21 protein-coding genes are annotated in these 22,150 nt (G+C 51.8%); 17 read left to right on the top strand and 4 right to left on the bottom strand.

Features of this window, described 5'->3' with window-relative positions:
- Window positions 1–118 precede the first annotated feature (118 nt).
- The 8 genes from FPZ45_RS18745 to FPZ45_RS25910 all read left to right on the top strand — a co-directional run bounded on the left by FPZ45_RS18745 (window position 119) and on the right by FPZ45_RS25910 (window position 9,432).
- Window positions 119–1,744, top strand: coding sequence for a response regulator transcription factor (locus tag FPZ45_RS18745; protein ID WP_144705297.1), 1,626 nt, complete (start codon window positions 119–121; stop codon window positions 1,742–1,744).
- Window position 1,745: 1 nt separating this feature from the next.
- Window positions 1,746–3,530 (top strand): cache domain-containing sensor histidine kinase, encoded by a 1,785-nt coding sequence (locus FPZ45_RS18740; protein WP_144705295.1) that lies wholly within the window; start codon window positions 1,746–1,748, stop codon window positions 3,528–3,530.
- Window positions 3,531–3,543: 13 nt separating this feature from the next.
- Window positions 3,544–4,530 (top strand): substrate-binding domain-containing protein, encoded by a 987-nt coding sequence (locus tag FPZ45_RS18735; RefSeq protein ID WP_144705293.1) that lies wholly within the window; start codon window positions 3,544–3,546, stop codon window positions 4,528–4,530.
- Between the two features lie 36 nt (window positions 4,531–4,566).
- Window positions 4,567–5,865 carry an extracellular solute-binding protein gene (locus FPZ45_RS18730; RefSeq protein WP_144705291.1) on the top strand — a complete coding sequence of 433 codons (1,299 nt, stop codon included), beginning with the start codon at window positions 4,567–4,569 and terminating at the stop codon, window positions 5,863–5,865.
- Window positions 5,866–6,031: 166 nt separating this feature from the next.
- Window positions 6,032–7,402 (top strand): ABC transporter substrate-binding protein, encoded by a 1,371-nt coding sequence (locus FPZ45_RS18725; RefSeq protein ID WP_144705289.1) that lies wholly within the window; start codon window positions 6,032–6,034, stop codon window positions 7,400–7,402.
- Between the two features lie 86 nt (window positions 7,403–7,488).
- The gene (locus FPZ45_RS18720) at window positions 7,489–8,391 is read left to right on the top strand and encodes a carbohydrate ABC transporter permease (protein WP_144705287.1); all 903 of its coding nucleotides are present in this window, start codon (window positions 7,489–7,491) and stop codon (window positions 8,389–8,391) included.
- Window positions 8,392–8,406: 15 nt separating this feature from the next.
- The gene (locus FPZ45_RS18715) at window positions 8,407–9,252 is read left to right on the top strand and encodes a carbohydrate ABC transporter permease (protein ID WP_144705409.1); all 846 of its coding nucleotides are present in this window, start codon (window positions 8,407–8,409) and stop codon (window positions 9,250–9,252) included.
- Window positions 9,253–9,306: 54 nt separating this feature from the next.
- Entirely contained in the window at window positions 9,307–9,432 is a 126-nt protein-coding gene (locus FPZ45_RS25910) for a hypothetical protein (protein ID WP_281284916.1), read from the top strand.
- Window positions 9,433–9,648: 216 nt separating this feature from the next.
- Here the strand turns inward: FPZ45_RS25910 and FPZ45_RS18710 are convergent, their stop codons facing one another.
- A complete protein-coding gene (locus FPZ45_RS18710) occupies window positions 9,649–10,098 on the bottom strand; it encodes a hypothetical protein (RefSeq protein WP_144705285.1) in 450 nt (149 codons plus the stop codon).
- Between the two features lie 72 nt (window positions 10,099–10,170).
- Between FPZ45_RS18710 and FPZ45_RS18705 the strand changes: the two genes are divergently transcribed.
- The 5 genes from FPZ45_RS18705 (at window position 10,171) to nrdF (ending at window position 16,058) form a co-directional block, all read left to right on the top strand.
- Window positions 10,171–10,548, top strand: coding sequence for a DUF423 domain-containing protein (locus tag FPZ45_RS18705; RefSeq protein ID WP_144705283.1), 378 nt, complete (start codon window positions 10,171–10,173; stop codon window positions 10,546–10,548).
- A gap of 77 nt (window positions 10,549–10,625) precedes the next feature.
- The gene (locus FPZ45_RS18700; protein ID WP_246120498.1) at window positions 10,626–12,437 is read left to right on the top strand and encodes a putative bifunctional diguanylate cyclase/phosphodiesterase; all 1,812 of its coding nucleotides are present in this window, start codon (window positions 10,626–10,628) and stop codon (window positions 12,435–12,437) included.
- 197 nt (window positions 12,438–12,634) lie between these two features.
- Window positions 12,635–12,994 carry a class Ib ribonucleoside-diphosphate reductase assembly flavoprotein NrdI gene (gene nrdI, locus FPZ45_RS18695; RefSeq protein WP_144705281.1) on the top strand — a complete coding sequence of 120 codons (360 nt, stop codon included), beginning with the start codon at window positions 12,635–12,637 and terminating at the stop codon, window positions 12,992–12,994.
- Window positions 12,981–15,065, top strand: a complete 2,085-nt coding sequence (nrdE, locus tag FPZ45_RS18690; protein WP_144705279.1) for a class 1b ribonucleoside-diphosphate reductase subunit alpha — start codon at window positions 12,981–12,983, stop codon at window positions 15,063–15,065. Before nrdI ends, nrdE begins: the two co-directional genes overlap by 14 nt.
- A gap of 21 nt (window positions 15,066–15,086) precedes the next feature.
- Entirely contained in the window at window positions 15,087–16,058 is a 972-nt protein-coding gene (gene nrdF / locus FPZ45_RS18685) for a class 1b ribonucleoside-diphosphate reductase subunit beta (RefSeq protein WP_144705277.1), read from the top strand.
- Between the two features lie 86 nt (window positions 16,059–16,144).
- Here nrdF and FPZ45_RS18680 read toward each other — a convergent pair whose 3' ends face one another.
- On the bottom strand, window positions 16,145–16,525 hold the full coding sequence (locus FPZ45_RS18680; RefSeq protein WP_144705275.1) for a hypothetical protein: 381 nt from the start codon (window positions 16,523–16,525) through the stop codon (window positions 16,145–16,147).
- A gap of 169 nt (window positions 16,526–16,694) precedes the next feature.
- On the opposite strand from FPZ45_RS18680, the gene FPZ45_RS18675 reads away from it, so the two are divergent.
- The gene (locus FPZ45_RS18675; protein ID WP_144705273.1) at window positions 16,695–17,009 is read left to right on the top strand and encodes a YunC family protein; all 315 of its coding nucleotides are present in this window, start codon (window positions 16,695–16,697) and stop codon (window positions 17,007–17,009) included.
- Here the strand turns inward: FPZ45_RS18675 and mtnA are convergent.
- Window positions 17,006–18,082: an S-methyl-5-thioribose-1-phosphate isomerase gene (gene mtnA / locus FPZ45_RS18670; protein ID WP_144705271.1), complete on the bottom strand. Its 1,077-nt coding sequence runs from the start codon at window positions 18,080–18,082 to the stop codon at window positions 17,006–17,008. The genes FPZ45_RS18675 and mtnA overlap by 4 nt on opposite strands.
- Window positions 18,083–18,121: 39 nt before the next feature.
- Window positions 18,122–19,330, bottom strand: a complete 1,209-nt coding sequence (gene mtnK, locus FPZ45_RS18665) for an S-methyl-5-thioribose kinase (protein ID WP_144705269.1) — start codon at window positions 19,328–19,330, stop codon at window positions 18,122–18,124.
- Window positions 19,331–19,566: 236 nt separating this feature from the next.
- Between mtnK and FPZ45_RS18660 the strand changes: the two genes are divergently transcribed.
- The 3 genes from FPZ45_RS18660 to FPZ45_RS18650 are packed head-to-tail and all read left to right on the top strand — an operon-like array spanning window position 19,567 to window position 22,091.
- Window positions 19,567–20,106 (top strand): sigma-70 family RNA polymerase sigma factor, encoded by a 540-nt coding sequence (locus tag FPZ45_RS18660; protein WP_246120497.1) that lies wholly within the window; start codon window positions 19,567–19,569, stop codon window positions 20,104–20,106.
- Window positions 20,093–21,466, top strand: a complete 1,374-nt coding sequence (locus tag FPZ45_RS18655; protein ID WP_144705267.1) for a DUF4179 domain-containing protein — start codon at window positions 20,093–20,095, stop codon at window positions 21,464–21,466. The genes FPZ45_RS18660 and FPZ45_RS18655 overlap by 14 nt, the downstream gene beginning before the upstream one ends.
- A gap of 49 nt (window positions 21,467–21,515) precedes the next feature.
- Entirely contained in the window at window positions 21,516–22,091 is a 576-nt protein-coding gene (locus tag FPZ45_RS18650) for a DUF1802 family protein (RefSeq protein WP_144705265.1), read from the top strand.
- Window positions 22,092–22,150 lie beyond the last annotated feature (59 nt).

Here is a 22,150-nt window from a genome sequence, read left to right as displayed (position 1 = left end):
GGGGACGGATCCGGAAGATAACCCCATTTTTTACTCAATCTTTGTCAATAGAACAATTTTCAGGCATAATTGATCTGTTAAAGCGCTTATACTCTATGTTTCAGGCGGGTGGCAGAGGATGTACAAAGTCATTATCGTCGACGATGAAGCGGTCGTGCGGGTCGGATTAAAAAATACGATCGACTGGGCGGAGCACGGCTTCGAGCTGATCGGCGATTACGCGAACGGCCGAGAAGCCTGGGAAGCGGTCGAGCTATACAAACCGGAGCTAGTCATCTCGGACATCAGCATGCCCTTCATGGACGGATTGGAGCTCGCAGGGCTGATCGCGGCGCAATATCCTTACATTAAGATGATTATTTTAACGGGATTCGACGAGTTTGAGTACGCGCAGCAAGCGATACGGCTTAAAGTTTCCGACTTTATTTTGAAACCGATTACAGCGCAAGAAATTCGCCGGCTGCTCGAAAAGGTAAGATCCGAGATGGACGAGGAGGCTAGACGGCGAGAGGATCTGGGCCGACTGAATAGCCAATTGAAGATGAGCCTGCCGCTGCTTAAGGAACGTTTTCTCGAACGTCTCGCGGCGGTTGGCTTGGGCCGAGCGGAGATTGCCGAGGGTTTTGCGTATTTCGATCTTCCTCCGGTCTCCCCTCTCTATCTCGTCATGGTCGTCGATATCGATGATTTCGGAGAACGGGAATTTCGTTCGTATGAGCATGACGCCGAATTTTTACGATTCGCCGCGTACGATATATTCAAGGAGACGCTTGCGAAAGATCATATTCTCTTGTTTCGGACGCGCGAAGAACGGATGGTCGCGATCGTGTCCGGCCAGGAGAACGAAAGCTTATTATATGAGCAGGTCTATTCTCATGCGGAGGAAGTCCGTTATCATATCGAGAAATATTTGAAGTTTACCGTCACGATCGGGATTGGCAGAGCATGCGCGCAGCTCGAGCGGCTGCCGGACGCTTATAAGAGCGCCTTATCCGTACTGGATTACCGGCTGCTGCTCGGCAAAAACCGCGTGCTCAGCATATTGGACATCGAGGGTAAACCGTCGATTTCGTTGGCTGAAAATCCGGACTGGGACCGCAAGCTGGCTTCAGCCGTCAAAACGGGCTCCGTGCAAGAGGCCCATCAACTGATCGAGAATGGTATTGCTGAACTGAAAAGTTCGCATGCTCCGATCGACGGATGTTTTCTTCTGGTGCAGAAAATCGTTTTATCCTTAATAAATTCGATGCAGGAGCTTGCGGTGGACGAACGGGAAACCTCTATCGCATTTCAGATGAGCTTGACGGACGTATACCGTTTCAAGACGTTGGACGAGATCGAGACGTGGCTAAAGGAAGCGGTGAACGCGATCGTCTCCGCGATCGCCGACAACCGCAGCAGATTGACCCGTATGCAAATCCATCGCGCCGTGGAGTATATCGAGACGAACTACGCGAACGACAAAATGTCGCTGCAGGATTTATGCCGCCATGCGCTAATGAGCACAAGTTACTTCAGCCTCGTATTCAAGCAGCATACTGGGGTCACGTTTATCGAATATTTAACCGGTATCCGAATCGCCAAAGCGAAGGAGCTTCTCCACCATACGGCGCTTAAATTTTACGAGATCGCCGAACAAGTCGGGTACAAGGATCCCAACTACTTCAGCATTCTGTTCAAGAAGCATACCGGCATGACCCCGAAAGACTATCGCGAAAAACAAATAAAGGAGAGCGGAGCGTAAAATGCCGATCGAAAGCAAGTTCCGCATTCCCCTTTTTCCGTTTAAAACGATACAATCGAATATTTCGCTTGCCTTTTCCCTGCTCATTCTATCGGCGATTTTGCTGACAAGCTTATTGAGTTATCGAGCGTCGGTCGATGCGGTCGAACGAAATTCCAATGGCTACATCGAGGAAATCATCAAGCAGGTCAATATGAATATCCAATCCTACGTCGACAACATGGAGAACATTTCCCTTCTCGCCCTCACGAACAAAGACGTCAAATACTATATTTCCGACAACAGCTTTATCAGCGCGGAGAATCGCCGAATTTACGAGAAACGCATATCCGATCTGTTCCAGGCGATTTTGTACACGCGTAAGGACATCGCCTCGATCATGGTATTCGGTTATAACGGCCGGGCCGTATCCGATCGCCGGATTACGACGGTGAATCCGAACGCGAAGCCGGAGGATCAGGAATGGTTCAAGATGGCGCAACGGGAACGCGGCAAATCCGTCATATCCGCGCCGCACGTGCAAAATATTATAGCGGACGAATACCGCTGGGTCGTATCCTTAAGCCGCGAACTGAAAAGCACGGACGGGATCAAGGCGGAGGGCGTTTTTCTCGTCGATCTTAATCTAAGCGTCATTAACGATATTTGCAACAATATCAATCTGGGTAAAAAAGGTTATTTATTTATCGTCGATAATCAAGGAACGATCGTCTATCATCCCCAGCAGCAGCTGATCGACAGCAAGCTTCGTTCGGAGCGTATAGACGACGTCATTCAAGCGGCCAGCGGCACTTCGTTCGTCGCTAAAGACGGAGACGGCAAGCGCATCTATTCCGTTCAAGATACGAATTTCGGTTGGAAGATCGCGGGCGTCGCCTACACGGACGATCTGATCGCCAGCAATCGCGTGCTGCGCAACGCCATTCTGCTGTATTCCTTGTGCGGTTTGACGATTTCGTTGCTGCTGTCGGTTTGGCTGTCCCATAGACTATCCAAGCCGATTAAAGTTCTGCAAAGGGATATGAAGCAGGTCGAAAAAGGGAACTTCGATATTCAGACCGAGATCGGACAGATGAACGAGATCGGGCAATTGGGCCGTTCCTTTAATCTGATGGTCAGCCGCACGAAGTTTCTGATGCAGGAGATGATCGACAACCAAGAAAGCAAGCGCAAGAGCGAGCTATTGTTGCTGCAATCGCAGATCAATCCGCACTTCCTGTACAATACCCTCGATTCCATCGTCTGGATGGCGGAGCAGAAGCAGCACGAAGAGGTCGTGCTGATGACCGCCGCATTGGCCAAGCTGTTCCGGGCAAGCATTACCAAAGATCAGGAGCTTGTCCCGATCCGCGTGGAAGTCGAGCATATCACCAACTATTTGCTCATTCAAAAGATGAGATACAACGACGAACTGGACTATATCATCGATATCGACGAATCGATTCTTTCTTTCAAAACGCTGAAGATTCTTCTGCAGCCGTTCGTTGAAAACGCGATCTACCACGGCATTCGCAAAATGTACGGCAGGGACGACGGGATGATTACGATCCGCGGCAGGCAGGTAAAAGATCAGATCGTATTCGAGGTTGAGGATAACGGCCTCGGAATGACGACGGAGCAGCTTGCGCGCATTCGCGTGAACGCCGAAAGCGGCAGCGAAGGGATCGGCATTCGCAACGTGAACGAGCGGATCAAGCTTTACTTCGGCCACGAATACGGCATCCAAATCCGCAGCGAGATCGAATCCGGTACTTGCGTGACGATTACGATTCCGAAACTCGATTAAAGGGAGCACGCATATGCGCAAGCAGCAATTTACCCTCTGGCTAGTCTTGGCCGTCATCATCGTCGCGGTTTATTCCGTCGTTTATGTCAAGTGGTTTTCCGGCGCGACACGCGGGGAGCAGAGCGTAACCGTTGTCCTAAAATCGTTGAACGTTCGTCTAGACTTCTGGCAGGCGGTAAGCCAGGGAGCCGAGACGGCGGCCAAGGAAAAGGGGGCGCGGCTGGAAGTCAAAGGACCGTTGCAGGAAGGGGATGCAGACGAACAGATCCGCATTCTGGACGAGTTGATCGCAAGCAAGCCGGACGCGATTGTCGTTGCGCCGATCGCCGACGAGCGGATACCGGGCGTGCTTGCCAAAGTCCGTAATGCCGGCATCCGCCTTGTCGTCATGGATTCTACGCTCGAGCTCGATCCGCCGCCTACGATCGTCTCCAACGATTTCGCGGAGTCCGGGCGCATGGCCGGCAGAACCGCCGCGCAGGAGGCCAAGGGGCATCTGGCGGCCGCGGTTATCGGCGATGACAAGAACTCGAGTATTACCCGCGCCAGATTATCCGGATTAACGGAGACGCTTAGTGAATACGAGGGCGGACTGCTCGGTGTTTATTTCGCGGATCGTTCGGAAGAGAGAGCCTATCGGATCGCTATACGGCTTCTCGAAGAGAGGCGGCCTCCGAACACGTTCATTGCTCTTGACGAAGCGGCCGCACTGGGCGCGGCGAGAGCGCTGAAGGATCGGAATCTAGCGGGCTCCGTCGCCCTGATCGGATTCGACAGCTCGCTGGACGAGATCAAATTGCTGGAGTCGGGTACGTTAAGCGCCGCCATCGTCCAGAAACCTTTTAACCTGGGGTACCTGGGGGTCAAAACGGCTTTAAAGCTCATCGGCGGGGATCGCACGGAACCCGTAACTTATATAGAATCGAATGTCATTACCTCTAAGAACATGTACACGCCTGAAAACCAAAAGCTGCTTTTCCCATTTATCAATAACCGGTAATCAAGATATTATTTTCTTAGGAAGGATGCGAATATTATGGACGCCATGTCCTCGCCCCCGTATCGGCAGTTGCGCCGCAGCGGAGTGATGCTGACGGTTGCCGTCTCCGTCTTATTGCCGTTTACGCTTTCCTCCTGCATGAAATCGCAGTCGGAGATTTCCGCTGCCCCCAAGGAAAAAAGGGCGTTGATTCGCTTTGTCGCATCCGAGTATAGTTCCGAGACAAAGCCGATATTGGAGAAGCTCGTCAAGGAATTCGAACTGAAAAATCCGATGATCGAGATCGAGCTTCAGGTCGCCAACTGGGATATCCTTGACGGCATTTATACGACGATGATCAGCAAAAACCAGCCCCCGGATCTGCTGAACACGAATGTGTATGCCCATTTCGCGCAAGATGGCCTGCTGAACGATATGAACGAGATCATCTCGCCCGAACTGGCCGGCAAGCTGAACCCAAAGCTGAGGAAGCTAGACTTGATCGACAATACGCAGTTCGCCATTCCTTACGTCGCCACGACGCGCAATCTCTACTATAACAAGGAGCTTTTCCGTAAAGCCCATATTGACGCTCCCCCGCAAACTTGGTCGGAGCTCAAAGAGGCAGCGCGCAAAATCAAAGCGACCGGCCTTGCGTCTGGCTTCGGGGTCGACTTGACGGACAACGAGACGCATGCGTATTTGTCTTACGTCTTCTTCGGCTCAGGCGGTTCATGGATTAAAGACGGCAAATGGACGATTAATTCCCCCGGCAACGTCGAGGGGCTGACCATGCTGAAGGATTTATTCGACGAAGGGCTGACCGATCCGGAGCCGACGGTGACGACAAGGGACGAAAAGCAAAGAGTACTCGGCGCAGGCGAGCTTGGAATGATGATCTCGGGCAATTATTTTACTTCGGTCGTACCGAAGGAATTTCCGAACTTGCAATGGGGAGTCGGCCCCATTCCCGTTAAGGACGGATCTCCTCCTATTTCGTTCGGCGTGCATGACGTGCTTGTCTCTTTCAAAACGGATCACACGAACAAAGAGGCGATCTCCAAATTTTTGGATTTCCTGTACGATGATTCGGTCTATGAGGAGATGATCAAGAGGGAAGGATTTCTTCCCGTCACCTCCACGGTTGGCGCTCGATTATCGGAACGGGATGAGGTGATGAAGGGCAACCTGGAGGCTCTTGACAAAGCGGAATTCTACCCTGTACAAGAGCCGTCTTGGCAGGGGATACTGGACTACGCTCGCAAGCTAGGCGACGCGGTTCTCTACGATCACATCTCCCCCCAAGAAGCGTTGGACCAGCTTCAGCATTTCGCCGAATCAAGGGGCGGGCGATAACGGTTTATGATAACGCGATCGCGATTTAGAAGATAATCAAGAATTCATGGAAAATATTCAATAGAGGCTAAAGCCCTCCCAACTTATGATGAAATCAAGCGCTAGGGTTCGTCGAGGCGAACTCATAAAAAAGCGTCAATCATCATTCGTGGGAGGGTTTGCTGTAATGGTTACAAAGAAAAAAATCGCAGCGATCGGCATCGCGGCTATTCTGGCGGCAGTATCGCTCAGTGGATGCGGTTCGAAGAAAGAGGAAACGGTCAGTTCGCCTTCCGCCCCTGCTTCGTCGCCTAAGGCATCGGCGAGCGAGCCGGCGTCGCAAACGCCGGACAATACCGTGAAATTAACGGGAGATTTCGAAGTTCAATATTTTGTCGGCGGTTATGGAGACAAGTGGTGGAAACAGGTCATTGCCGATTTCCAAGCGGCGAACCCGGATCTGCATGTAATCGAGTCTGGCGGACCGAAAATCAACGATCAAATGAAGCCGCGCTGGATCGGCGGCAACCCGCCCGATTTCGTATACATCGACGGAGCTGGTCTGAACGATCGCCAAATGGTCGAAGACGGCCAACTGGAAGATCTGACGGATTGGCTGAAAGACGCGAAGAATGTCGACGGCGACCTGATTCTCGACATTTTGGCGCAGCCTCCACAGCAATACGATGGCAAAATCTTTAATATCCCGCTTGTTCTGAATTCTTGGGGGATTTTCTGGAACAAGGCGCTGTTTAAGGAGAAAGGCTGGACGGAACCGACTGACTTCTCGTCATTCCTGGAAGTCGGAGAGAAAATCAAAGCGGACGGCGTAACACCGTTCATCCATACCGGCAAATACCCTTACTACATCAATGGCGCTTTCCTGTATCCGGCGATCGTCTCGGCCAACAACAATGATTTCTCCGTCCTTCAAGATATGGCGGCCAACAAGGTCGAAGCTTTCGAAAGTCCTGCGGTTCTGGCGGCATTAAACAAAATCGTGGCCATGCGCGACAAAGGCTTCATCGACAAGGCATCTATTCAGATCAACCACACCGATTCGCAAATGCTGTTCCTGCAAAACAAAGACGCGTTTATCCCGAACGGACTGTGGCTGCCTAACGAAATGTCCAAAGACGTCCCACAAGGATTCGATTTCGGATTTATTCCTTCTATAACTCAAGACGCTGGCGGCAAAGTGGTAGCGAATACGTCGACGGCCACGGTCGCAGTTGCCAAAAACGGCAAAAACAAAGAGGCGGCGAAAGCGTTCCTGCAATTCGTTTTCTCGAAAGCGCAAGCTTCGCAATGGGCGGAGCTCAGCGGCGCGCCTTCCAATATCAAAGGCGACATCAGCAATTCGAACGCTCCGAATTTCGTGAAAGACGCCGCGAAGTTCCTGACATCCCCGGATACGGTCGTCATCCCGACGATCACGTACAACGCGGACGTGGATAAAGCGATGATGGACGCGACGGACGCCCTGACAATCAACAAGATCACACCAGAAGAATGGGTGAAGCGCGTGACCGAGGTCGTTAAAAAAGTCGGCAAATAAACCAGGCTTGAAAAACAAAGCGGAGGATGCCGGGGCATTTCGCCCGGCATCCTCCGCGAATCTACTCGGAGGGGCGGCAGGGCAGCATGAACTCAAGGACGGAAAAGCGGCAGCGAAATCTATTTATCGCATCATTCATCCTTCCTACTCTGTTATTTTTCGGCGTGTTCACGATTTATCCGGTTGTGCAGGGATTGTATTATTCATTCTTCGACTGGTCCGGAATGTCGAACAAGAAAACGTTTATCGGCTTCGATAACTTCAAGGATATGTTTCACGATCCGATCGTCTGGAGAGCGATCGGCAACGATTATTTTCTCGTCGCGGGCAAAGTGATCGGAATTATGGCGATCGCCACCTTTTTCGCGGTTGCGCTGACAAGGTTCGGCTTTAAGATGACCGGTTTTTTTCGCTCGATCTTTTTCATTCCGAATGTGATTTCCGTCGTCGTTATCGGCGTTTTGTGGAATTTCATATATAATCCGCAGATCGGATTCTTAAACGCTTTCTTGTCGTTGTTTACGAAAGAGCAGGTCACGATTACGTGGCTCGGATTTACCGACCATACGATATGGATGCTGCTTCCTCCGGCGGTATGGGCGGGAATCGGCTTTTACATGATCTTGCTGATCGCGGCGATTCAGAGCATACCGGCTTCCTATTACGAGGCGGCATGTATCGAAGGGGCGGGTCAATGGAGACAATTTCGCAGCGTTACCGTACCGCTCGTGTGGGAGCAGATCAAAGTGTCGGTACTCAACATTATGATGACGACGCTTAACGGCTCTTTCGTCATCGTCTGGATCATGACCGAAGGCGGTCCGGACAACAGTACGCAGGTCATGGGCTCGTATTTGTACCAAATGGCGTTCCGCCAATTCCACTTCGGTTACGGAGCTTCGATAGGATTTATCATTTTGATCCTGTCGCTGGCGACGACGATTCTGCTTCAGCGGCTGATGCGCCATGAAGCCGTGGAGATGAGCTAGAGAGGGGACTACATGATGAAGACGGGGATCAACAACCCGATATTAAAAACTTTATTCTATGCGCTGCTGATTATATGGGGAATCTCGGTCCTGTACCCGCTCTTATGGACTCTTCTCGACGCGCTTAAGGACAACGGACAATTTTTCCTGCATTCGCCTTGGGCGCTTCCGAATTTGCCGCTGATCTGGGAAAACTTCTCCTACGTCTGGGATAAGTACAATTTCGGCGCTTATTTCGTCAACTCGCTTATTGTTACGGCCGGTTCGACGGTACTGGGTCTTATTCTCGCGGCAACGACCGCTTACGTGCTCGCAAGATACAAGTTCAGGGGCAGCGGGGGCTTGTACTTGCTCTACATTTCCTCGATGATGATCCCGTTCGTTCTGGCGCTTATTCCGTTATTTTTCTTAATGAATTCGATGCAGCTCATCAATACGAAAATCGGATTGATCATGGTGTATGCATCCAGCATTCTCGCCTTCGGGATTTTCGTGCTCGTCGGATTCTTCAAATCGCTTCCGAAGGAACTCGAGGAAGCGGCGATCACGGACGGGGCTTCCCATTACGGAACGTTCTTCCGGGTCATGCTTCCACTGTCGCAGCCTGGGCTAATTACGGTTGCGATCGTAAATATTCTGAACATCTGGAACGAGTATATTGTGGGCACTGTGCTCGTTAACGATCCGAAGCAATATACGATCCCGGTGGAGATCGGGGTCATGCAAGCGGAAATGCAATACCGCACGGAATGGGGGCCTTTGTTCGCGGGGCTGTTTATTTCCATCGTGCCGGTGCTGATCATCTATATTTTCTTCCAGCGCCGGATCGCCAGCGGGATTACGGCCGGGGCGATTAAATAAGCAGAATCCGTTCCAACGGTCTGCCGGACCGTTGCAGAGAAGTTTGGTGGGTTTTTGGCGGTTGTAACGGTCTGCCAGACCGTTACAGAGAAGTTTGGTGGGTTTTTGGCGGTTGTAACGGTCTGCCGGACCGTTGCAGAGCAGTTTGGTGGGTTTTTGGCGGTTGTAACGGTCTGCTAGACCGTTACAGAGCAGTTTGGTGGGTTTTTGGCGGTTATAACGGTCTGCCAGACCGTTACAGAGCAAGCTTATGGGATTTAGGCAGCTGTAACGGTCTGCCGGACCGTTGCAGAGTAAGCGGCCGGGGTTTAAGCAGTTGTACCGGTCTAGACCAAAATCAAAAACTGGCGATACAGGAATTACGCCCTGTATCGCCAGTTTGATGTCTATTGCCTGTTAGACAGCGGCTAGACCGATGATCATGAGCAGAGTGACGAACAGGAGCGGCAAGCCGTTGAATACCGTCCCGAGAATCGCGAATACTTTTTTCGTGCCGGGACGCGCAAGCCCGACGATGCCCAGAATGAGGCCGATGAGTACGACGCCGAGAAGCAGTGGGTACAATATCAGATAACCGATGAACGGTTGGATTTTGTCGACGATCTCGTTGTCCGACATAAGTCGGTTTCCGTTCTCGTCCACAACCTGCGTAAAATCGATCGCGTTGGTAAAAAGCGAGATGATGACGATCGTTAACACGATGAAGGACATAATAGCGACGAGAGAAAGCACGAAGGACGCGATCCCGAGACCGCTGTGCTTCAATCGACCGCCGTCCGTATCCGGAATCGGCCGGAACGCTTGCTGGTTTACAAATTGTTCACCTTTTTCATAGTGCTCGTTCATGACATTCCACCCCATACACGTTATGATAGACGAAGACATGCATTCCTATTGTTCAAGGAGGACTTTCCCCGCATGAATAAGTATACAAAAATTGGAGCGCTTGCGGCTATGCTTTCTGTCGTTTTAGGGGCTTTCGGGGCGCATATGCTAAAAGATCGCATCGACGCGGACGCTCTCGGGGTATATCAAACCGGCGTGCAGTACCATATGTTCCACGCTGTCGGAATTTTGCTGGTTGCGCTGCTCATCGATCGGCTTGCTTCGCCCAAGCTGGCGCAATGGGCTGCCAGACTGCTGCTAATAGGTATTATTCTATTTTCGGGCAGCCTCTATGCCTTAGCGATCAGCGGAGTCAAAGTTCTTGGAGCGATCACGCCGATCGGCGGGGTAGCATTCATCGCCGGTTGGATTTGTTTGGCGTTCGCGGCCCGTCCGTCGCACAAAAAATAATACATTTTGTCGGAGTTTGAACTATAATAGGTGTATACCTAGAATAATTACCCCTAGCGGAGGAAGGACGTAACCTCGTGAACGGATGGTCCGACAATGGGATTTGGCTAGCGGGTATTGCCGCCGGTGCAGTTTTGACCGCAAGCGCCGCTTCATTGGGGTGGTTGTTCTCCCGTAATCGTTACCGAAATTTGGCCACCGGCCCTTCTTATCAGCCGGAGTTATTAAATTCGCTGTACACCAATAGCCCGGTCGTTTTTGCGGTGATTGATCGGCAGGGCCGTTTTCTGGACATTAACCGGGATCCTTCAGATATGGTCGGATACGGCAAAGACGAGATGAACGGAATGTCGTTTACGACATTGGTGGCGGAGGAATTCCAGGAATTGACCCGCCACATTTTTCAACAGACGCTTAGAGGAGAGAAATGCTCCCGGGAAATCAAGGTTCTACACAAGGTGGGCCATACGCTCGATTTGAATATACATACCTCTCCGATGGTAAGAAGGAATAAAGTCATCGGCATTTTGGCGTTTATTCAGGATATCAGCGATCGGAAGCGTTCGTTGGAACGGATTCGCTATCAGGCGTATTACGATGACATGACCGGCCTGCCGAATCGCCGGTTTTTCATGAACCGGTTGGAAGAGAGGCTCGAAGAAGCCCGCGATAGAGGCATACAACTGGCCGTTTGTTATATCGACGTGGATCAATTCAAACTGGTCAACGCATCATTCGGGCGGGATTTCGGCGACATGCTCCTTCTGCAAATAGCGGAAAGGCTAAGCCGCAGCTTGTCCGAACCCGGAGATCTAGCCCGGATGGAAGGCGATGAATTCGCGGCTTGTCTTTATCCCCTCCAGAGCGAAGAAGACGCAGCTAGACGCCTCGACGATCTGATGAGCGTCTTGAAGGAGCCTTTCGAATTAAACGGAGTGCCCGTGCATATTACGGTAAGCATCGGCGTGGCAGTATGCCGCCATGCGGCCGATGACGCAGCGACGCTGCTTAAGAGGGCGGACACGGCGCTGCATCGCGTTAAAGAAAACGGCAAAAACGATTATATGCAACACTCCAGCGATATGGATCACATCGCGTTGGAAAAGCTGACAATTCAACACGAGATGCGCAGAGCGCTACATAACAACGAGTTCCTGCTTTATTATCAACCTCAGTACGATCTGGCTTCGGGACAGATCGTCGGCATGGAGGCTCTCGTTCGTTGGAAGCACCCGCAGAGGGGGCTGGTTCCTCCTGGAGAATTCATCCCTGCGGCGGAGGAAAGCGGAATTATCGTGCCTCTAGGGGAATGGGTCATCGAAGAGGCTTGCCGGCAAAATAAAGCATGGCAAGACGAGGGCTTGAGCCGCATTCCGGTTTCCGTGAATTTGTCGTTCCGGCAATTCTCGCAACGCAACTTAACGGGCAAAATATCCGAAATCCTGCAGAGAACCGGCCTTGATCCTCGATATTTAGAGCTTGAGATCACGGAGAGCATGACGATGGACGTCGAACGCGCTTCCCGAGATCTGAAGGAATTGACCGATTTAGGACTCCACATTAGTATCGATGATTTCGGAACCGGGTACAGTTCTTTTCACTATCTGAAAAATTTGCCAATCGCAAGGCTGAAGATCGACCGTTCCTTCGTTAGGGATGTGCAGCAAAATCCGAGCGATGCGGCGATCGTTGCGGCGATTATTTCCATGGCTCACAATTTGCAGATGCAAGTCATCGCTGAAGGCGTGGAGACGAAGGGGCAAGTGCATTTCCTTCGCTCTTACCGTTGCGACGAGATGCAGGGGTATTTCGGCAGTCCTCCGTTATCCAGCACGGATGCCCAAGCGCTGCTTACGGAGAAGCTGAACGGTCCTGCACTGCCCGCATAACACTAGATCTAGCCCTTATTAGCAGTATCCGCGGAAGGAGATTGCCTGGCGCCTCCTTCTTTTTTGTGTTCATGTGAACAAGAAATCTTAGAAAGGCAATAGGTCCACTTTCTCATTGACAGACACAATATATTGATATAGATTGGATATTGTCGCTATACATATTGTGTTGAGACCATGAGAGGAGAATGGAAGGCATGCTGGTAGCTTATGATTCCAAGACGGGTAACGTACGGAGGTTCGTAGAGAAATTAAAGCTTCCTTCGATACAAATCGAAGAATCCATGGATATCGATCAGCCTTTCGTTCTCGTGACGTATACAACGGGCTTCGGTCAAGTGCCGGAGAAGGTCAAGTCTTTTCTGCAAAACAATTATTCGAAGCTTCGCGGGGTATCCGCAAGCGGCAACCGGAACTGGGGAGACGGGTTCGCGGTCAGCGCGGATCGCATAGCGGAAATGTACGGGGTTCCCGTCATCAGCAAATTCGAGTTGTCCGGCACGACGCGGGACGTCGAAAGATTCGTTCAGGAGGTGGGCGCAGTTGCGTCATATTGAGTTAAACAACTTACTAATGCAAAGAGATACGGAAGGTTTCTTCCAATTGGATAAAGACCGCGAGGCCGTTGAGGAGTTCATGAAGGACATTTACGGCCGCAGCGTTCATTTTGCGAATACGAAAGAAAAAGTTCGTTACATGGTGGATAACAATTTCTACGAGGACGTTTATCTCCATTACAGCGAACGCGATATCGAACAAATCTACGAGCTCACTCATAGCTACCGCTTCCAGTTCAAATCTTATATGGCGGCTTCGAAGTTCTATACGGATTACGCCGTGAAGACCGACGATAAAACGAAGTATTTGGAGCATTTTGCCGACAGAGTGTCGATCGTGGCGCTTCATCTGGCCAGAGGGGATTACCAGGTCGCACGTTCGCTCGCCGCGTCCATGATGGAGCAGCGTTTGCAGCCTGCCACTCCGACTTTCCTGAACGCGGGCAAGAGCCGCCGCGGAGAGATGGTTTCCTGCTTCCTGCTCGAGATGGACGATTCCTTGAATTCGATTAACTACGTGATTGGAACTTGTATGCAGCTGTCGAAAATCGGCGGAGGCGTCGCGGTCAACTTGTCGAAAGTACGCGGCCGCGGAGAAACGATCAAAGGCGTCGAAGGCGCCGCCAAAGGCATCATGCCCGTGCTGAAGCTGATGGAGGACGCATTCTCCTATGCTGACCAGATGGGACAGCGCAAAGGATCGGGAGCCGGCTATTATAACATTTTCGGATGGGACGTCATTGAATTCCTCGACAGCAAGAAGATTAATGCGGACGAGAAAACGCGTCTCAAAACGCTGTCCATCGGATTGATCGTACCCGATAAGTTCTATCAACTTGCGGAGCGGAACGAGATGCTGCACGTTTTCGCGCCGTACACCGTCTATAAGCATTACGGCAAACATTTGGATGATATGGACATGGACGAGATGTACGATACGCTGCTCGCCGACGATCGCGTGAAGAAGAAGACCGTCATGAGCGCGCGGGACATGCTCGTCAAGATTGCGACGACGCAGCTTGAGTCGGGTTACCCGTACATCATGAATAAATCCAACGCCAACCGCGCTCACGCGCTTAAAGATATCGGCAATATCAAAATGTCGAACCTGTGCACTGAAATTTTCCAACTTCAGGAAACCTCGGAGATCGGCGACTATTTCGAGCCGGATACGATCCGTAAAGATATTAGCTGTAACCTCGCTTCCTTGAATATCGCCAACGTCATGGACACGCGCAAAATCAAGGAATCGGTGCACGAGGGCATCATCGCGCTTACGGCGGTCAGCGACATGACGACGGTCGCGAACGCTCCGGGCGTAGCCAAAGCAAATTCCGAGCTTCACTCGGTAGGCCTTGGCGCCATGAACCTGCACGGTTTCTTGGCGAAGAACAAGATTGCTTACGAGAGCGCGGAAGCACGCGATTTCGTCCGCACGTTCTTCATGATGATGAACTTTCATTCCTTGGAGAAGAGCATGGAGATCGCTCGCGACAAGGGCATCACGTTCCAAGGCTTCGAACGGTCGGAATACGCCAAGGGTGCTTACTTCGACAGATACCTGGCGACGGACTATCGTCCCGTCACGGAGCGGGTCAAGAAGCTGTTCGAAGGCATCGATGTACCGTCTCCGGCAGATTGGGCGGGGCTTAAGGCGGACGTTGCCGCTAACGGCCTTTATCACGCTTACCGACTGGCAATTGCGCCTACGCAAAGCATCTCGTACATCCAGAACGCGACTTCGAGCGTCATGCCGATCGTAGAGCCGATCGAGACGCGGACATACGCGAACTCGACGACGTATTATCCGATGCCTTTCCTAAGCCGTGACAATATTTTCTTCTATAAATCAGCTTATCAAATGGATCAATTCAAGGTCATCGACCTGATCGCGGAAATTCAGCCTCATGTGGACCAAGGCATCTCTACCGTGCTTCACGTGAACAGCGACGTGACGACGAGACAACTGTCCCGCTACTACGTCTACGCGGCTAAGAAGGGCCTTAAATCGCTCTATTACACGCGTACGAACCGGTTGTCCGTGGAAGAGTGCGTGACCTGCTCGGTATAAGGATTAGGAGGACTTCAATACATGTGTGCGCTAAAAGCCGTGAACTGGAATCGTCCCGACGACGATTTTACAATTACGTTCTGGAATCAGAACATTATGCAATTCTGGACGGACGAAGAGATTCCGCTGTCCGACGATAAGATGGCGTGGATGAACTTGAGCGATCAAGAGCGCGAGCTGTACATGAAGGTGCTGGGAGGTTTGACGCTGCTCGATACGGTGCAGGGCGGCGTCGGTATGCCGAAGATCCTAGACCACGTGGACGGTCTCCAGCGCAAAGCAGTGCTTGGCTTCATGGCGATGATGGAGCAAATCCACGCCAAGTCTTACAGCAGTATTTTTACGACGCTCGCGACGACCGAAGAAATCGATGGCGTATTCCGTTGGGTCGAGGCGAATCCATATCTGCAAACCAAAGCGGACACGATCGTCCAATACTATAACAATATCGAAAGTCCGAAAAGCTTGTTCCTGGCGATGGCCGCTTCGGTTCTGCTTGAAAGCTACTTGTTCTACAGCGGATTTTTCTACCCGTTATACTTGGCTGGACAAGGAAAAATGACAAGCAGCGGCGAGGTCATCGACCTGATTCTCCGCGACGAGAGCATCCACGGGCTGTATGTCGGCGTGCTTGCCCAGGAAGTGTACGCGGGGCTGGACGAAAGCGATCAGAAGGAAGTGTACGAAGTGGTGTACGGCTTGCTCATGCACCTGCACCAGAACGAGGAGAAATATACGGATGAGCTTTATTCTTCGATCGGCCTTCAGGAAGAAGTGAAGAAGTTCGTTCGTTACAACGCGAACAAAGCGTTCATGAACATGGGCTTCGATCCGGCATTCGAGGAAGAAGACGTCAATCCGATCGTATTCAACGGCATCAGCACGAAGACGAAGCAGCATGACTTCTTCTCGAAGAAAGGCAACGGGTACGTTCGGACGATTCACGTCGAAACGATGACGGATGACGACTTCGTTTTCGATTTCAACAATTAAATCCATAGACGCGACACGAAATAAGGACCGCAACGGGCTGCTAAAAGCCCGTGCGGTCCTTACTTGTTGCTGCATATAAGTATCGATTATTCAACGAAGTCGTCGATTTCGTTAATTCCGACCGTGTACACTTGTTTCTCGTCCACGTGGTAGACGGTGATCAACTGTGTGTCCGAGTCGTAATTAAGCACGCGGCAAGGAATGCTCATTTTCACTCCGCGCCCCTTATTGATATTGATCCGGATAAGCTTGCTGTTTTCAATGAATAACCGGATGCGAAGCTCCAGAAGATTCGGTTGAACCGCCGATTGCTTGGCTTCCATGCCGTCGATTCGGTAGTCGGTAATGCCGGAATCGTTTAACATTTGCACTAAGCGCTTCAACGCAGCGTCTCTGTTCGCCGAGGGGATGTTGATATCTACTTGGAATGAAAAGGAGCCATCTTTGGTTTTAGTCGATTTTTTCATGCTGATGCCTCCGATTTAAAACATAGTACTTTGAAACTAAGTTCCGTTACCCAATATAACACGTTAGCCCATTATAGTGTTATAGGTCTAAAAGCCCTGAAAATTAGTTACTCGAGCGCATATCTTATATCGCAAGGCCTATGCTGCGGAGGGCAGGGAGGTGATACGCATGGTAAAAGTGATGCCGCTACAGGTCGAGGGATGGACGGCGGTCGGCGTCGAAGTGCAGCTTCCCAAAACGACGCTGCTTGCGGTCACGGCCGGACCCGGTTACATTATGTGCGGCGCGCTCGATGTGCAACTGCTTAACGAGAAGCTGAAGGATCGCCAGATCGTCGCCGGACGCGCCGTTGGCGTCAGAACGATCGAGCAATTGCTCGATGCGCCGCTCGAATCCGTAACCGATGCCGCGCATGCGCTTGGAATTACCGTGGGCATGCGTGGAAGGGATGCCCTTCGCATCCTGGCGGAATCGGCTTCTTAAGCGTCTTCGAACAGCTTGCGCAAGCTGTCCGCATAAGGCGCGGTAACAATTCCTTTCTCCGTAATGATCGCGGTCACGAGCTCATTCGGAGTAATGTCGAAGGCGGGATTGTAGATGGCAACGCCTTCCGGGGCAGTACGCTTGCCGAAACCGGCCGCGACCTCGTCGGGATGGCGCTCTTCGATCGGGATGTCGGCGCCTGTAGGCGTCGACAGATCAATGGTGGACAACGGACAAGCCACGTAAAATGGAATGTTGTGCGCCTTGGCCAGCACCGCCACGCTATAAGTGCCGATCTTATTGGCGACGTCCCCGTTGGCGGCAACGCGGTCCGTACCGACGATGACCGCTTGTACCCAGCCTTTGGACATCACATGACCGGCCATATTGTCGCAGATGAGCGTTACGTCGACGCCCGCTTGCTGAAGCTCGAACGCAGTCAGTCGAGCGCCTTGCAGCACGGGACGAGTCTCATCGGCGAAAACTTTAAGATGAATGCCTTGCTCAAGCGCCAAATAGAACGGTGCGAGAGCCGTGCCGTATTTGGCCGTGGCGAGTCCTCCGGCGTTGCAGTGCGTCAAGACGCCCATGCCGTCTCGGAATAGCGTGAGCGCGTGTTCGCCGATCAGGCGGTTGGTCGCCTCATCCTCGGCATGGATCGTCTTCGCTTCGTCCAGCAGCGCTTGCGTCGCTTCGGCAGCCGAAAGACCGGACTCCGCGAGCGCTTTAGCGCGAGCTTTCATCCGATCGAGCGCCCAGAACAGATTAACGGCAGTCGGCCTGGAAGTCGCTAAATAATCGGCGTGGCGTTTCACTTCACTTTCCCATGCGGAAGGCGCGCCTTCGAGGCCGGACAGGCCAAGTACGACGCCGTAAGCGGCCGCGATTCCAATCGCCGGCGCTCCCCTCACCTTAAGCTCACGGATCGCTTCCCAGACGTCTTGCGGCGTCGTCAGACGCAAATAAACCGTCTCTTCGGGGAGCAGCCTTTGATCCAATAAGGATAATGCTTCATCCTCCCAGCGCAATGAATGAAGCACCTGTTTTTGTTCGCGTTGCGATTCCTTGCTCATCTTTCCTGCTCCTCTCGGTGATTGCACAGTGTTGCTGAATCAAACTTTGGATGCGGTAACGGCAATATCGATCAATTCCTCTATGGAAGAAACTTGGCGATTTTGTTTGATCAAATTTGTTCCGATCGCAAGAGCTAATCTTTGCGCTGTGGCGCGGACATCGGCATCAGGGATTCGATCGATGTCGGCTACATGCGCGAGACCAACGATTCTGCGGGCCATCTTGGCGCCCGTAAATCCGACCGTATCCTGAAGAAGCCTGTTCATGTAATGATCCTGATATCCCGCCGTTTTCGCGATGCGATCCGTTCCGTGCTCGTTCCACAAGACGCGGAATTTCCGTTCGAAGCCGGTCCAAACTTCGCGAATCGTCGAGATCAAATATTGTCTGCGCTCCGACCGGGAGGCCGCATCGGTCGACCAATGTTCTTGAGAAGCATAATGGAGCAGGAGGTTGGCAAGCACGGCACCGATGTCGAAGCCGATCGGTCCGAAATAAGCGAACTCGGGGTCGATGACCTTGGTCGATTGTTCCGTAATAAAGATGCTCCCCGTATGAAGATCCCCATGCAGCAACGCCTGAGCGTGGGTCAGAAACTTCTCCCTTAGAAGAGCGACTTCGAGATGCAGTTCCGCATCGGACCACAAGCGATCCGCATCTTCCTGCAGATGCGGATCGAAGCTATTCGTATCCGCGTTCGTATAGGGATGATCGAAGATGAGATCTTCCGTAATTTTGCATAAGTCTGGATTGGAGAAGGAGCGCGCGAGCACCTTTTTCTCCTGCTGATTCATGCCGAGATCCGATGTATAGAACAGTGTCTTGGCGAGAAAATCGGAAATATGCTCTGCGAACAGCGGATATACGCCGCCGTCGATCAGTCCTTGGCGCATGATGACGTGACTGCTCAAGTCTTCCATGACGGTAAGGGCGAGCTCATGGTCCGTATGGTACACCTTCGGGACAAGACCGGGAGCGAGTCGGGCTTCGATGATCAACGCTTCGCTTTCGATACGGGCGCGATCCAGCGACAGCGGCCAAGACTCTCCGACGACTTTGGCGTACGGCAGCGCTTGCTTGACGATCAGGCTTGCGCCTGTCGAGGCTTGGCTGACGTGGAAGACAAGATTCAAATTGCCGTCGCCGATCTCACGGCAGCTCAGCTCGCCTTCGCCGCTGAAAATGCCTGGAATATTGCGAGCGATCGAAATCGCTTCTTGTTCGGTTAAAGGATGATATTTGCTCATAAACGCACTCCTTTGCATGGTTATCCGACTGGTTCGGTTGACTTTCTCGGAAATCGTCTGTTAGTAAGTATAAAGCACTTTACCTATCGTTTAAAGTGGGAGGAAAGATTGCAGAAAAGCGGTTTCTGTGACATGTTAAAAATGGATTTGCAAGTAAAATGAACCGAGTTGCATCTATCGACATCTAACTAATAGATAATAGGTCTTTTAAGTACAAATAGACAGGAGGGACTCAGGTGTCGGAACTGGCATGGAAGACGGATGTACAGCTCGCGTGTTCCGGCGATCGGGACGCCTTCGCCCGACTCATTCGCGAAATGCAGAACGAACTGTACGGAATGGCCCGAACGTTGCTCAGCAAAGACGAAGATTGCGCGGATGCGATCCAAGAGGCGATCTTGAAAGCCTATCGCGGCGTTTCGAAGCTCAGGGAGCCGGCGTATTTTCGGACATGGCTGCTCCGAATTCTCATTAACGAATGCCAACAAATCTATCGCAAGCAGAAAAGGACGTCCCCTACGGATAATCTGCCGGAGCGAGCGGCGGAGTCTACGGAGAGCGATCTGGATCTGCGACACGCCGTCGAAAGGTTGGAGGAGCCGCTGAGATTGCTCGTTAAGCTGCATTATTTTGCGGATTTGCCGTTGTCGCAGATCGCGGACATGATGGACGTGTCGGAAGGAACGCTGAAATCGAGATTGTATCGGGCTAGGCGATATTTGGCGAAGTGGCTGCATTTACCTGAGAGAGGGGAAATCGAGTATGAGTTCCAATGAAATCGACGCGCTTCTGCGCAGTTTCGGATCGGCTAAGCCGCAGGGCGTACCTTCGAGTGTAGTCGAGCGAATCGAAGATACGTTACATAGGTTGCCTGCAAGAAGCGAATTGGCAAGAAGGTCGCAGCGGATTCGCAGACTGGCGATGGCAGTCGCATCCATGGCGATCATTGGCGGGGCGGTCGCGAGCTATGCTGTATTTTCGAAGGAACAGCCCTTGGGCTCCTCAGACATTGCGAGAATATCGTCGAACAACCCGATCGTGCAGCCAGCCGATTATATCCGTCGCCCCATACTAGGTTCATTACTAGACGATTCGAGTATGGATAAGAATGGGCCAGTCGTAACGGATCATGGAATTACGTTCATGTTACGAGACGTAATCTATGACGGGGCGGAGATGGAAATCCGATATTCCGTAAGATCGGATAAGGAAATAGATGATTACATGCTGGATGCCAACATAACGATGGACGGTCGCGATGCTGGAAAAGTAGGATATGTATCCGCGGAAGAGCCTGGCAACCTGCAACATCGTTTCGAGAAATCCGGTCCGGGTCAATACGAGGGGGCCATTCGCACTTGGAAGCTATCCTACTCCGGCTATCGTCCGGCATCGTTTCACTTCAAAATCGAAACGACGAAAATCGGCAATCAGGCCGGAAACTGGTCGCTCGACATCCCGGTGGCCAAAACCGAGAACATGACCGTCATCTTTTCCGATCTGAAGAAGACGGCCGAAGAAGGTACGATCGCGATGAAAAGGATCGTCCTTTCCCCGGTGTCGACTCAAGTCTCTTATCGTTTTGAAGAAGGGAAGCTGGACCGGACATCCTGGTTCGGGGTAGCAGTGATGGGCGATGATGGAACTTTTTATGGAGGCCAAAGCGGAAACAGCACCAGTTCCTTAGGCTATATGGATATAGGTCCGGTGGCGAGCGGAACACAGGCTTTGCTTATTCGCCCATACTATGAGGATTACCGAAACACGATGCATATTGAAAACAAGGATCTCTTCCATACGGAGATGCTGAAGCAACCAACTGCAGAGGATCCATTGAACTTGCCCCTTGGAGAAGGGCGGGAATTGTCCGTCACGAGCATCGAATATTTGGCGGACAGAACGGTCATCCATTCGGATTCGGTACTGGTAGGCGGAAGTTACGCCGTTCAGGACGAGCAAGGAAAGATGCTGCTGCCCCTGACGTTCGGCTCGGACGGATCGATTGAATTCAAGCCGATATCGAAAGACGCCAAGTTGACTTTTCTGACCAGACCGACCTATCCGCCGAGATTCATTCCCGAATTGGAACTGAGAGTGGATATTCCCGAGCTGCAAGCCGACTCTCCTCAACCGTAACTATGTTATAATGTAGTGATAGGGTAGAGGCAAAGGAGTGCAGCAGAGAATGGACAATCTGGACAATCCCATCGCGTTGCGAGAGTGGGCCGTAGCCGTCAAGGCACTGGAGGAAGGCAAACAAGTCATCGTTCTCCGCAAGGGCGGAATAGCGGAAGAGACCAAGGAATTCAAGCTGGAAAGTCCGAGCTTCTATTTGTTTCCTTCATTTGAGCATCAACGTCCGGAACTGATCGTGCCCGAAGCTTCGGGAATGGTCGCGAAGACGCAAGCCGAAGCCTTGGCATGGCCGGGTCAAGCGCGCGTGACTTCCTTCGCGGAAGTCGTGGAAGATATCGAAGTAACGGATGCTGAGACGCTCCGGCGCTTGGAAGGGTTGCACATCTGGACGGAGAATTACGCGGAAGAACGGTTGAAATGGAAAAAGACCAAACCGTTGCACGTCCTGATCTTAAGAGTATTCAAGCTGGATCGGCCGCAGACGATTCCGATGCTGGACAGCTACGGAGGCTGTAAATCGTGGATTTCGCTGGAGGAACTATCGTCGTCGCCGATGAAACCGGTACTCGATGATCTGGCATTCTCACGGCAGGCCGCAGAAGTAAAAAAGCGAATATTCGGGTGACGAATAGGCAAACCGGCGTCGATTTCCGCTTGCGGAAACGCCCGGTTTGCTTTTTCGAC

The organism is Cohnella terricola, from assembly GCF_007786475.1.
Taxonomy (GTDB): Bacteria; Bacillota; Bacilli; order Paenibacillales; family Paenibacillaceae; genus Cohnella; species Cohnella terricola.
The sequence above is the reverse complement of the archived record's forward strand: the minus strand, read 5'-3'. Positions and strand labels throughout refer to the sequence as shown.

What these genes read in the sequence shown, in the direction of transcription:
- nrdI (WP_144705281.1), top strand. Translation starts at nt 12,635, where the DNA reads ATGCTGGTAGCTTATGATTCCAAGACGGGTAACGTACGGAGGTTCGTA.
- FPZ45_RS18730 (WP_144705291.1), top strand. Translation starts at nt 4,567, where the DNA reads ATGGACGCCATGTCCTCGCCCCCGTATCGGCAGTTGCGCCGCAGCGGA.
- FPZ45_RS18675 (WP_144705273.1), top strand. Translation starts at nt 16,695, where the DNA reads ATGGTAAAAGTGATGCCGCTACAGGTCGAGGGATGGACGGCGGTCGGC.
- nrdF (WP_144705277.1), top strand. Translation starts at nt 15,087, where the DNA reads ATGTGTGCGCTAAAAGCCGTGAACTGGAATCGTCCCGACGACGATTTT.
- mtnK (WP_144705269.1), bottom strand. Translation starts at nt 19,330, where the DNA reads ATGAGCAAATATCATCCTTTAACCGAACAAGAAGCGATTTCGATCGCT.
- FPZ45_RS18705 (WP_144705283.1), top strand. Translation starts at nt 10,171, where the DNA reads ATGAATAAGTATACAAAAATTGGAGCGCTTGCGGCTATGCTTTCTGTC.
- FPZ45_RS18725 (WP_144705289.1), top strand. Translation starts at nt 6,032, where the DNA reads ATGGTTACAAAGAAAAAAATCGCAGCGATCGGCATCGCGGCTATTCTG.
- FPZ45_RS18655 (WP_144705267.1), top strand. Translation starts at nt 20,093, where the DNA reads ATGAGTTCCAATGAAATCGACGCGCTTCTGCGCAGTTTCGGATCGGCT.
- FPZ45_RS18715 (WP_144705409.1), top strand. Translation starts at nt 8,407, where the DNA reads ATGAAGACGGGGATCAACAACCCGATATTAAAAACTTTATTCTATGCG.
- FPZ45_RS18710 (WP_144705285.1), bottom strand. Translation starts at nt 10,098, where the DNA reads ATGAACGAGCACTATGAAAAAGGTGAACAATTTGTAAACCAGCAAGCG.
- FPZ45_RS18720 (WP_144705287.1), top strand. Translation starts at nt 7,489, where the DNA reads ATGAACTCAAGGACGGAAAAGCGGCAGCGAAATCTATTTATCGCATCA.
- FPZ45_RS18745 (WP_144705297.1), top strand. Translation starts at nt 119, where the DNA reads ATGTACAAAGTCATTATCGTCGACGATGAAGCGGTCGTGCGGGTCGGA.
- mtnA (WP_144705271.1), bottom strand. Translation starts at nt 18,082, where the DNA reads ATGAGCAAGGAATCGCAACGCGAACAAAAACAGGTGCTTCATTCATTG.
- FPZ45_RS18735 (WP_144705293.1), top strand. Translation starts at nt 3,544, where the DNA reads ATGCGCAAGCAGCAATTTACCCTCTGGCTAGTCTTGGCCGTCATCATC.
- FPZ45_RS18740 (WP_144705295.1), top strand. Translation starts at nt 1,746, where the DNA reads ATGCCGATCGAAAGCAAGTTCCGCATTCCCCTTTTTCCGTTTAAAACG.
- FPZ45_RS18680 (WP_144705275.1), bottom strand. Translation starts at nt 16,525, where the DNA reads ATGAAAAAATCGACTAAAACCAAAGATGGCTCCTTTTCATTCCAAGTA.
- FPZ45_RS18650 (WP_144705265.1), top strand. Translation starts at nt 21,516, where the DNA reads ATGGACAATCTGGACAATCCCATCGCGTTGCGAGAGTGGGCCGTAGCC.